Raw genomic sequence first — 11397 nt, forward strand, 5'->3', positions numbered from 1 at the left:
CGTTAGGGGGTGACGAGTTCCTCGTCGACATCGTGGGCGCGGGCGGCCGGCGTGCGCTCGGCGGGATCGCCCCAGCCGCCGCCACCGCCGGAGCGGATCGCGAACACGCTGCCGGGCGCGATCTCGAGCCCGAACTGCTTCGTCGCGAGACGGCTCGCCTCGCCGTCCGTGACGAGACGGTAGTCGTGCGGGGCGCCATCGCGGCCGCCGGCGATGCCGGCCGCACCATGACGCGCGCCTTCGCCGGCGGTGTGGGCGTAGGCGGGAACTTCGACCCGGAGGTCGAGCGTCGTTCCGACGCCTCCGCGATAGCGGCCGTCTCCGCCGGAATCAGGGCGGAACTCGTGCTGCTCGAACACCAGCGGGAAGCGCGCCTCGGTCACCTCGATCGAGCCGAACTTGATGCCGCCGACGGAGTGCCATTCGCCGGCGCCCGACCACCCGTCGCCGACCGGTGAGGCGCCGCCCCCCGGCCGCGCGTGGAACATGTGCCAGATGAAGGTACGCCCGTTGCGCGGGTTCTCGCCGGTGATCGAGATGCGGAAGCGGCGCGACCATCCGCCGGAGCAGCGCTCGGGGCAGGCGTGCTGGAGCGCGCGCACGATGGCCTCGACGATCTCGTTCGCCGGGTGGGTGGTCGCGAGCGTCACCGGCACGTTGGCATCCGGGTGGACGATCGACCCGGGCCGCAGCTTCACGTCGAGCACGCGAAACACCCCGTCATTCTTCGGAATGTCCGCGTCGATGAGGTAGGCGAGAGCCATCGCGACGGAGGCCTGGGTGTTGGCGAAGGGCGAGTTGACGAAGCTCTTCGACTGATCGTCGCTGCCGGTGAGGTCGACGGTGAGATCGCTGCCGCTGACGGTCACGCGGGCGCGGATGGCGACGTCCTGCCGGCCGCGTCCGTCGTCGTCGAGATAGGCGGTGCCCTCGTAGGTCCCATCCGGCCACTCGGAGACGATCGCGCGCGTCCGCGCCTCGGCGCCGCTCATGATCTCCTCGACCGCGCGGTGCACCACGGTGCCGCCGAATTCGCGGTAGAGCTGCGACAGCGAGCGCTCGCCGAGGTGCGCGGCGCCGATCATCGCGTCGAGATCGCCCTTGAACTCCCGCGGCAGGCGCACGTTCATCAGGATCATGTCGAGCACGTCGCCTCTGAGCCGGCCCCGCTCGGCGAGCTTGAGCGGGGGAATGCGCAGGCCTTCCTGCCAGATCTCGGTGGCGTTCGGGTTGTAGGCGCCGTGGGTGGCGCCGCCGATGTCGCCCATATGGGCGCGCACGACCGTCCAGAGCCGGCGCTCGCCGTCGAAGAAGACCGGCGCGAAGATGGTGACGTCCGGCAGGTGGCTGCCGCCGGCATAGGGATCGTTGAGGACGAAGAGATCGCCCTCGGCGACGTCGTCGGCGAAACGCTCCTCGAGCGCGCGCACGGCCCAGGGCAACGCGCCGACGTGGACGGGGATGTGGTCGGCCTGAGCGACCAGCCGGCAGTCGCGGTCGACGATACCCATGGAGAAATCGCGGCTGGCATTGAGGATCTGCGAGTAGGCGGTGCGCAGCATCGCCTCGCCCATCTCCTCCACGATCGCGCTCAGGCGATGCTGGATGACCGCCCGCGAGATCGGGTCGAGCCGATCGGTCTGTTCCCTCGGCAAGGTGTGCTCCGCTTCGTCCATGAAGACGGGACGGTAGCGACGGGAACTCGACCGTTCCAATACGGAATATATATATTATTTTCTGGTTTCGATGATGTTCAGATCCGGTCGGACGCGGGTCTCGCTGGCGTCTTCGTCGATCAAATCCAACAAATCTTGTGCAAGACTTGCCCCATCATTGGGCACCCAGGCCGCATAGAGCTCAACATCTGGGCTCGTGTCGATCAAGGGGCGGAACACGACCCCCTCGATCTGAAGCCGGCGGGCGGAGCGCGGGACGAGAGCGATCCCCATGCCGCTGCCGACCAGACACAGCATGGTCATGATCTGCTGCGCGTCCTGGATCATCGACGGAACGAAGCCCGCCGACCGGCAGACGTGCAGGATGAGGTCGCGAAAGGCGGGCGCCTCCTTGCTCTCGAAGATCACCAGCGGCGCGCCGTTCAGCTCGGCCAGGCGGATGGCGTCCTGACGCGCCCGCGGGTGGTCGGCGGGCAGCGCCACGACGAACGGGTCGGTGTGGACGAGCTTGATCGCGAATTGATCGTCCGGCACCGGCGGGCGCAGGAAGCCGAGATGGATGTCGCCCGCGGCGAGCGCGACGAGCTGAGCCGGCGAGGACATCTCCCGCAAGGCCAGCTGGACGTTCGGCCGCCGGCGGCCGAACGCGCGCAGGGCCGGGGCGGCGAACTCGAGCGCCGCCGTCCCGGTGACGCCGATGACGAGACGGCCGCCGTCGCCGACCCCCGCACGCCGCGTCGTCGCCTCGGCGCGGGCGACCTGCGACAGGATCAACCTCGCCTCACGCAGCAGGGTCTGCCCCGCGGGGGTGAGGCCGATCGGGCGGGTCGACCGGTCGAACAGCTCGACGCCGAGGTCCGCCTCGAGCGCCTTCATCTGCTGCGACAGCGGCGGCTGCGCGATGTTGAGGAGCTCCGACGCGCGGCCGAAGTGCCGCTGTTCCGCAAGGGTTACGAAGTACCTGAGTTGGCGGAGATCCATTGCCAATCGGTCGACCTGCTCATGACGGGGCACGGCTTCCGATTGGCGGCGGACAAGGCCCGGGGCCGATAGCCGGATAGGACTCGGCGGCCGCCGAAGGAGACGCCGAGGGTGCAGCGAACAATAACGCGTCTTCGAGCGCGTCGGAAGAGGCCGCCGGGATCGTTCCGCATCGCCGCAACGATCCCGCCGAACGGGGTTCGGCGGGATCGGTATGGCTCCGGCGGTTCGCCCGCTCGGTCAGGAGGCCTCGCTCGGCTGCGCCTGCAGGGCCGGCTTGCGCACGTGCTCCGGCAGCAGCAGGCCGCACAGGATCGCGGTCAGCCCGCCCGTCGTGATGCCCGAGCCGAAGATCTGCTTCCACAGCGGCGGCAGGATGTTCAGGACGTCCGGCAGGAGCTGCACGCCGAGGCCCATGCCGACGGAGAGCGCCACCGTGATCGTGTCCTTCTTCGTCAGATGGTTGCTGCCGATGATGCGGATCCCGGACACCACGATCAGGCTGAACATGACGAAGGTCGACCCGCCGAGCACCGGGCGCGGGATCTGCTGGAGCACCGCGCCGAGGATCGGGAACAGCCCGAGGCTCACCAGGATCACCGCGACGACGAAGGCGGCGAGGGCGACGTTCGTGCCGTTGCCGAAGTCGGCCGAGCCGGCGCCGCCGCCGATGTCGCGGATCGAGACGAGGATCAGGCTCATGCCGATCAGCACCACCACGCTGCCGGAGACCACCGGGGTGATGACCCGCCTGAGCCACGGCAGGGCGTAGGCGATGCCGATCTCGATAAAGCTCGCGACGGCGCAGACGCCGAAGATCGTGGCGAGCACCTCTTCGGGCGTGGCGCCGCCTTCCTGGGCGATCTTACCCGACGTGATCAGCGCGGCGACGAACGCGACGCTCGTGCCCTGGAGGCTGAGGAGGCCCGATCCGACCGGGGCCGGCCGGGATGATGCGTGGTGTGGGGGCCTTGCTGGTCAGTCGCGATAGCTTGCGTCGCGGCGTTCGATCATTCTGATCAGTGCCGGCCACTCGGCCTTGCCGCCTTCTCGGTCGTAGGCGTCCCACTGCCCTGCGGCCTGCGCGCAAGTTGCCGCATCGGGAATGATGATCGGATCCCCGCTCGCCTGCGCGTCGAGCTGGGTGCGACACGCCGTGACGAGATAGTACATGTCGACGACGGCCTCCCCGATCGAGCGGCCGGTCGTCAGCAGACCATGGTTTCGCAGGATCATCGCGCGGTTCTGCCCGAGATCCTTGCAGAGCTGCTCGCCCTCGGAGAGATCGGAGATGCCGTCATACTGGTGGTAGCTGAGACGATCGAAGAAGCGCATCGACGCCTGAGTCATGAACAACAGGCCCCCCTTCAGGGCCGAGACGGACATGCCGGCGTCCGAATGGATGTGCGCCAAGGCGTTGAGGTCGGGACGGGCGCGCAGCAGGGCGCTGTGAATGGCGTACCCGGCAGCGTTGACGTTGGAGGATTCGTCCGAGACCTGATCGATGTGGAGCCTGATGAGGCTCGATGCCGTCACCTCCTCGAAGAGCAGCTCGTGCGGCTTGATGAGGAAGTAGTCGGGGTCGCCAGGCACTCTGAGGGTCAGGTGGTTGGAGACGAGGCTGGTCCATCCGAAGGCGTCGATGATCCGGTGAGCCGCTGCGAGCGCAAGTCGCGCAGCGGCCTCGTCGGTCAGGCGTTCGGCATCCATCCAGCGATCCGAAACAGTCGTCATGGGATACCTGTGACGGTTAGGGGTGATCGGTTCTTACTTCTTGTAGTAATCGGCCCACATGTCTGGCTCGACGGTCAGCGCGCCACCGATATATTTCTCGTGGATCTTCTTGAGCGTTCCATCATCCATCGCGGACATGATGATGTCCTCGAGCGCCAGACGCCACTTGGAGTCGTCCTGACGAATGATCATGACGAAGGGGTCGGGGCGGAAGGTCTTCGGCATGACGACAAGGTTGTCGTCTTGCGCGGCGAACTTGGCGAGAACGGAGTAGGACGTCGTCACCGCGTCCACACGGCCGCTTTGGAGCGCCAGCACGGCGTTCGGATACTCCTGGAAATAGACCAGCTCGGCGGTCGGCTGTCGTTTGACCAGCTGGTCGCCGTCGAGCGAGCCTTGCACCGTCCCGACCTTGTGGTTGGCGAGGTCGTCGAGGGTGGTGATGCCGGAGTCCTTGCGAACCAGGATGGTCTGACCATCGATCTGGTAGGGCTGCGTGAAGTCGACGATCTTGGCCCGCTCGCGTGTCGGGTTGCTCGCCGCCATCAGAATGTCGATGTTACCGTTCAGGAGCAGCGGGATCTTGGTCTTGGAAATGACCTCGACCATCTCGAGCTCGACGCCGAGCTTTTCGGCGACATAGTGGGCGAAGTCGATCTCGGTGCCGACCCAGCTGCCGTCGCGGTCGATGAAGCCGACCGGCGGGAAGTCCTTGCGCAGACCGATCTTGACGGTGCCGCGCGCCTTCACCTCGTCGAGCAGGGACTCGGCGCTGGCGAGGCCAGACGTGAAGATCAACGACAGCGCGAGCACGCCCGCCGCTACGTTCCGGTAGAACATCTCAAGTCTCCATTTCTTTGCTTGAATCAGCCGAAGACCTTGTCTTCGGAGAGGATCACGTCGACCTGCTTGTTGGCATCGCTGTAGCCGTCGACATCATTGCCTTCGGGGTCGAGCCGAAGCAGGACGTCTTCGGTCGACGTGACCGAGGCCCCCACCCGCAGCATGACCAAGGGGCCGGAGGCGTCGGCCTGGAAGCGGTAGAAGGCGGTACCGGGCAGGAACACGCCTTCGTTCGGGCCGACCGTCTTGGTCTCCCCGTCCGGGCCGTAGAAGGTCGCCTTGCCCTGCAGGATGACGAAGACGTGCTCCTCGTTCGGGTGGCGATGCAGCTCGTTCTCGCCGAGCCCGGCGTAGGTCTTGAGGATGACCGACATGGTCTTGCCGGCGGCCATCGGGATCTCGGTGCGGCCCTGCTCGGGCAGGGTGGCCCGCAGCCGGAAGAAGGTCGGCCCCTCGGTTTCCGCCAGCGTCTCCAGACGCTGTCTCAGATCTTCGGTGCTCACGGCGTACTCAACGTCTGCCATTTCGGCCTGACTCCATCTTGGCTTAAGTCGATTGTCGACAAACGACGATATGCGTATACTGGCCAAGACCCGTTGCACTGTCAACGCTTCCGCGTGCACAAGAATGCGGCTCAAACCGCCCTCTATTGAGCAAATCCGACAACGAAATCAGGCAAGTTCAGTAGAGGCGGAAGCCAGCACGTGGCGAGACGCGAGCGCGGCGCTCACCCGCTCCGCGCCGCGGCCGCACGGCACATCACCAACGCACCCAACCCGACACGGAGCCCCGTCGACAGTGACCAGTCCCGACCAGCCCCTCCTCGCCCTGGTCCATCACGAGGAGGCCGAGACGCTCGCCAGGCACATCGCCGCCCTCGCGCCGGACCTACACCTGGAGCTCGCCGCCGACCCGGACGCGCTGGCACAGGCGTCCCAGCGGGCGGACATCATCCTGACGGGCCGCCTGCCGGCCGGCTTCGTGTTTCCGCCGTCCGGCGTCACGTGGCTGCAGTCGACAAGTTCCGGCATCGACTACCTCATCCCGATGCTCACGAACCTCCCGGACGTCCTCATCTGCAACGCCAAGGGGCTGCACGCCGACGCGATGGCGGACTACGCGTTCTGCATGATGACGGCATTGCTCATCGACCTGCCCCGCCTGCAGCGCGAGCAGGCCGCGCGGGTCTGGTCGCCGCGCTCGGTCCCGACGTTGCGGTCCCGCAGCCTCGCGGTCCTCGGGCAAGGCCCCGTCGGGCTCGAGATCGCCCGCCGCGGTGCCGATCTCGGAATGCGGGTGACGGCCGTGTCGCGGTCGGGCGACAGCGGACCGGACGGCCTCGCCGCACGTCGCCCCGTCGAGGCCCTTCACGAGATCCTCCCCGACAGCGACGTCGTGGTGCTCGCCCTGCCGTCCACGCCGCAGACGCGGCATCTGATCGACGCCGACGCCCTCGCGCTGATGCGGCCGGACGCGATCCTCGTGAATATCGCGCGCGGTGCCGTCGTCGATGAAGCGGCCCTCGTCGCCGCGCTGCAGGAGAGCCGCCTCGGCGCCGCGGCGCTCGATGTGTTCGAGCAGGAGCCGCTGGCGGCGGACAGCCCGCTCTGGGCGATGCCGAATGTCATCATCACCCCCCACATGTCCGGCAATCCCGCGGACTTCTGTGCCTCGATGGCGCACCTCTTCGTCGACAACTACCGGCGTTTTCGGGACGGCACGGATCTTCTGAACGTCGTCGACTGGCGCCGGGGATATTGAGGGCGGCGCATATGGCGATCCGCGCCGCATCGGGGCGCGGCGCGGCGGCTTTGGACGGCCGGCGACCGTCCCGCGCCGCCCTTACCGCGCCCGGACCTTGATTAGACGTAGACCTTCCCGTCCATGATCAGCCGCGCGGTGCGGACGACGCCGATGAACGGCGCCTTCGCGCCAAGCCGAACCTCGGCCCGGATCACGCCGGATGGATGCCCGAAGCGGACGGTCTCGGCATCGGCGGCGGCCCCGCGCAGACGGTGCACCAATGTCCCCGGCGTGCACGCTGCCGCCGCGGTGCAGACGGTTTCGGCCACGCCATACGCCTTGTGCAGGCTCCGGCAGAAGAACTCCCGGCTGATGAAGTCGACCTCGTCCGCCGAGACGAGCGCTCCCGAGCCATACGCCTTGTAGGCCGCCGGGGAGCCGACCGCCGCGAGAAGCGGGATGTTCTCGCTCACCGATCCATCCGCCATCACGATGCCGCACATCGTCGCGACGTGGGTCCGAATGGCCTCGACGCGGTCGATCAGATCCGATCGGGGATCGATTTCGGCGGGGCCGTCCGTCGCGGCGAGGCCGAGCGCCTCCAAGGCGATGAAGGCCATCGGATTGCCGGCGTCGACGATGGACAGCTCGACCTCGCCGACGCCGGGGACCGTGACCCGATCGACGGGTCGCCCGGTGGGCAGAAGCGATCCGGTGCTCGACCCGACCGTCGCACCGAAATCGAGGAGGATCGGCGCGCCGGTCCCCGGAACGCCGGCGACGGTGGCCTCTCCCGCCTCCGCCGCTCGGCCGTCCGCGCAGGCCACCCGAGCCTCGACGCAGCGGCCGGTATTGGTCAGATGGACGCGAACATTGACCGCCGCGCCCCGCGCCGCGACGTAGCCGGCGTTCACCGCGTAGGCGGCGACAGCGGCCAGAACGTTGCCGCAATTGCCGGTGTAGTCGACGTAGCCGACCTCGATGCCGACCTGGGCGAACGTATAGTCGATGTCCGCCTCCGGGACGGTCGGTGGCCCGACGATGGCGAGCTTGCTCGTGAGCGGGTCCGCCCCGCCGAGGCCGTCGATCTGCCGTCGGTCCGGGCTTCCGAAGACCTTCAGGATGATGCCGTCACGGGCCGGCCCCGGCGGCGGCAGTTCGCTTTCGGAGAGGATCACGGCCTTGCTCGAGCCGCCCCGCATCAGGGTGCAGGAGAGTGACTGGGTCATGGACATCTTCCCCTCAGCGATCGTAGTCGCGCACGTCGACGAGGTGTCCGGCGACGGCCGCGGCCGCGGCCATCGCCGGGCTCATCAGGTGCGTGCGGGCGCGCCGCCCCTGGCGCCCCTCGAAGTTGCGGTTGGACGTCGAGGCGCACCGCTCGCCCGGCGCCAGACTGTCGGCGTTCATGCCGAGGCACATGGAACAGCCCGCCTCGCGCCACTCGAACCCGGCCTCTTTGAAGATCTTGTCGAGCCCCTCGCGTTCGGCCATCGCCTTCACGAGACCGGACCCCGGCACCGCGAGGCCCTGCACGTGGCCGCTGATGCGCCGGCCCGCCAAAATCTCCGCCGCCGCGCGCAGATCCTCGATCCGCGAATTCGTGCACGAGCCGATGAACACCTTGTCGATCGGAATGTCCTGGAGCGGCGTTCCGGGCGTCAGACCCATGTAGGACAGCGAGCGCTCCATCGCGGCGCGCCGGGACGGGCTCTGAAGCGCCGTCGGATCGGGCACGCAGTCGGTGATGGCGAGCACATCCTGCGGGGAGGTGCCCCAGGTCACGTGCGGTTCGATCTCGTTCGCATCGAAGAGGACGGCGTTGTCGTACGTCGCGTCGTCGTCCGTCGCGAGCGTCTGCCAATAGTCGAGCGCGCGGTTCCACATCTCACCGCGCGGCGCCATCGGGCGGCCTTCGAGGTAAGCATAGGTTTTCTCGTCCGGGGCGATCAGGCCGGCCCGCGCTCCGGCCTCGATCGACATGTTGCAGACGGTCATCCGCGCTTCCATGCTGAGCGCGCGGATCGCCGAGCCGGTGTACTCCACCACGTGCCCCGTCGCCCCGGAGGTCCCGAGCCGGCCGATGACGTAGAGAATGAGGTCCTTCGCGCTGACGTGTCGCGGCAGCGTGCCGACCACCTCCACCTTCATCCGTTTCAACGCCTTCTGGATCAGCGTCTGGGTCGCGAGCACGTGCTCGACCTCGGAAGTGCCGATGCCGAACGCCAGCGCGCCGAACGCCCCATGCGTCGCGGTGTGGCTGTCACCGCACACGATCGTCATCCCGGGGAGGGTGATCCCCTGCTCCGGCCCGATCACGTGGACGATGCCCTGGCGCACGTCGTTGAGGCCGAAGAACGGAATGCCGTACTCGGCGCAGTTGGCTTCCAGCAGCTCCACCTGGATGCGGCTTTCGGGATCCTCGATCGGCCCGGTCCGCGGGGTCGTGGGCACGTTGTGGTCGGCGACCGCGAAGGTCGCGCTCGGTCGGTGCACCCCGCGGCCGGTGAGCTTCAGGCCTTCGAAGGCCTGCGGGCTCGTCACCTCGTGCACGAGATGGCGGTCGATATAGAGCCAGCAGCACCCGTTCTCGTCGCGGGTCACCAGATGGTCGTCCCATATCTTCTCGATAATCGTGCGGCCTGTCGCCATCACGCGCCTTTCTGCCTACTGCTGGGGCCTGTCCGACGAGCGCTCGCTCGTTCGACCGCCTCTGATCCGTTGTTCTCGTGCCCGGTCCGGGCGGCACACGGCCGATGCGTCGCCAAAGCGGGCTCGAGAGAAGCGAAGTGTCGCGTGCAGCCGTCCGGCTTCCGTCGACCCGCATGAGACGAGCGAGCGCCCCGCCGTCCGGCCGGAATGGCGGGGCGTCGGCTCGTCGGAGCTAGACCGTCGTCAGCCCGAAGAGCGCCCCCGGCTGGTCCTGATTTTCGAGGTCGAAGACGAACGCGATGATGTCGTCGATGCGATCGGGGGAGAGGAGGCCGTCGCCGCACTCGATGAACTTGTCGCGCAGCATGGCGTCGCTCATCCGATTGGTCGGCTCGCCCACCAGCTCCTCACGGTTGACCCGCCGCCGGAAGGACCGGCCGTCCTTCAGACGGATCTCGGTTTCGCCGGTCGGGATCGTCAGATCGAATTCGGGCTCGTACTCCAGCTGCACCTTGTCGATCATCGCGCGCACGACATCGCTGGTGTAGTTGTCCTCGTTGTAGATACCCGCCGAGATCTTTCCCTCGAGCGCGGCCATCGCGGTCAGGAAGTACGTGCTGTGGTCGGCGGTCTCCTTGTTGCGCGGGTATTTCTTCACGGGATCGCCGGTGTGGATCAGGGTCCGCTTGTTGGTGCGCACGATCACCGTGTCGATATCGTCCGGCGCGATCCCGTGTTCCGTCACGAGCTGGCATGTCGCCGTCAGGTGGCCATGGTTGGTGGCCTCCGCCGGCAGGCTCTTGATCACGGTGTGAAGGATCCAGGAGCAGCCCGGCCCACAGCTCCCGTCGCCGTTCCCCCAGGAGAACATCTCGTCGCCGCCGAGAACCGCCTGGGCGAAGCCTTTGGGGCCTTCGATGATCCGCAGCGGGCCCGTCAGCCCGCGCCGCGCCAGCTCGACCGCCTGGTAACCCCGCTCCGAGATCATGCCGTCGGCAAGGTTCTTGGTCATCGTGTACTCTTCGCCGTCGGCATCGAGGATATCGAGCCCGACGGTGAGGCTGCCGGCAACCCCCATGGCGTTCGCAATCTGCGGTCCCGACGCGCCAAGAAGACGCCCCGCCATGGCGACGCTGCCGTAGACGAGGGTCGAGCCATGGTGGAACTTGCGCGCCTCGAGCGACACCCGGAAGCCCGACAGGAGACGCCCGACGACCTCGTAGCCGACGGCGATCGCCTCGATGATGTCCCGCCCCGACGCGCCGACCTTCTCGCCGAGGCACAACGCGACCGGGAGCGCGCCGCTCGGGTGCGCCGCCACGAGATCGTTGACGCCGATGGGGATCGGAAGGTCGTCGTTGTAATCGAGGTAACGGACCATCGCCTGGTTGGCGATGATGGCCGCCGACATGCCGACCTTGTGGCCGGAGCCGATCAGCGTCGCCTCGCCGGCGCCGCCCTGCGCCTGCGCCCAGTCGGTGACGATCCCACCGGTCGGGCTGCGATACCCGCCGATGCCGCAGGCGAGCGCATCGACGATCAGCCGCTTCGTCAGGGCAAGCGCTTCGGCTGAAAGATCCCCCTTCGGGAGCCCGGCGGCAAAATCTCCGAGCTGCTCGGAGACGGACGAACCGATATGCGCCTGCATCATAATCAGTGACCTCGGTGGTGGGGCAGACCTTCGGGCGCCGCTATCGGCGCGAACTGCCATCGATGGGGTGTTTCAGAAGACGGTCCGGCCGTGCCGGCGAGGCCGCCGGCGCGGGGA

At 67.7% G+C, this 11397-nt stretch carries 10 protein-coding genes and 1 pseudogene; 1 reads left to right on the plus strand and 10 read right to left on the minus strand.

Annotated elements, in window-relative coordinates; all coding sequences use genetic code 11:
- Window positions 1-2: 2 nt before the first annotated feature.
- The 7 genes and pseudogenes from JCR33_RS15400 to JCR33_RS15425 form a co-directional block, all read right to left on the minus strand.
- On the minus strand, window positions 3-1655 hold the full coding sequence (locus tag JCR33_RS15400) for a hydantoinase B/oxoprolinase family protein (protein WP_232372597.1): 1653 nt from the start codon (window positions 1653-1655) through the stop codon (window positions 3-5).
- Window positions 1656-1730: 75 nt separating this feature from the next.
- On the minus strand, window positions 1731-2657 hold the full coding sequence (locus JCR33_RS15405) for a LysR family transcriptional regulator (protein WP_198882992.1): 927 nt from the start codon (window positions 2655-2657) through the stop codon (window positions 1731-1733).
- A 240-nt stretch (window positions 2658-2897) separates the two neighbouring features.
- Entirely contained in the window at window positions 2898-3257 is a 360-nt protein-coding gene (locus tag JCR33_RS25340) for a solute carrier family 23 protein (protein ID WP_332461205.1), read from the minus strand.
- A 3-nt stretch (window positions 3258-3260) separates the two neighbouring features.
- Window positions 3261-3584: pseudogene (locus tag JCR33_RS25345) on the minus strand (solute carrier family 23 protein); the annotation flags it as partial.
- A 51-nt stretch (window positions 3585-3635) separates the two neighbouring features.
- A complete protein-coding gene (locus JCR33_RS15415) occupies window positions 3636-4367 on the minus strand; it encodes a class II aldolase/adducin family protein (RefSeq protein ID WP_198882993.1) in 732 nt (243 codons plus the stop codon).
- Window positions 4368-4424: 57 nt separating this feature from the next.
- Window positions 4425-5231 (minus strand): transporter substrate-binding domain-containing protein, encoded by an 807-nt coding sequence (locus tag JCR33_RS15420; RefSeq protein WP_198882994.1) that lies wholly within the window; start codon window positions 5229-5231, stop codon window positions 4425-4427.
- 26 nt (window positions 5232-5257) lie between these two features.
- A complete protein-coding gene (locus JCR33_RS15425) occupies window positions 5258-5758 on the minus strand; it encodes a cupin domain-containing protein (protein ID WP_198882995.1) in 501 nt (166 codons plus the stop codon).
- A gap of 274 nt (window positions 5759-6032) precedes the next feature.
- Between JCR33_RS15425 and JCR33_RS15430 the strand changes: the two genes are divergently transcribed.
- Entirely contained in the window at window positions 6033-6995 is a 963-nt protein-coding gene (locus JCR33_RS15430) for a D-2-hydroxyacid dehydrogenase (RefSeq protein WP_198882996.1), read from the plus strand.
- Window positions 6996-7096: 101 nt separating this feature from the next.
- Here JCR33_RS15430 and JCR33_RS15435 read toward each other — a convergent pair whose 3' ends face one another.
- From JCR33_RS15435 to JCR33_RS15445, 3 genes are all read right to left on the minus strand, one after another.
- Window positions 7097-8206 carry a PrpF domain-containing protein gene (locus tag JCR33_RS15435; RefSeq protein WP_198882997.1) on the minus strand — a complete coding sequence of 370 codons (1110 nt, stop codon included), beginning with the start codon at window positions 8204-8206 and terminating at the stop codon, window positions 7097-7099.
- A 13-nt stretch (window positions 8207-8219) separates the two neighbouring features.
- Window positions 8220-9629, minus strand: coding sequence for a 3-isopropylmalate dehydratase large subunit (gene leuC, locus JCR33_RS15440; RefSeq protein WP_198882998.1), 1410 nt, complete (start codon window positions 9627-9629; stop codon window positions 8220-8222).
- Between the two features lie 232 nt (window positions 9630-9861).
- Window positions 9862-11280 (minus strand): MmgE/PrpD family protein, encoded by a 1419-nt coding sequence (locus JCR33_RS15445; protein WP_198882999.1) that lies wholly within the window; start codon window positions 11278-11280, stop codon window positions 9862-9864.
- Window positions 11281-11397 lie beyond the last annotated feature (117 nt).

The sequence above is a fragment of the Acuticoccus mangrovi genome (genome assembly GCF_016411865.1).
Lineage (GTDB): Bacteria > Pseudomonadota > Alphaproteobacteria > Rhizobiales > Amorphaceae > Acuticoccus > Acuticoccus mangrovi.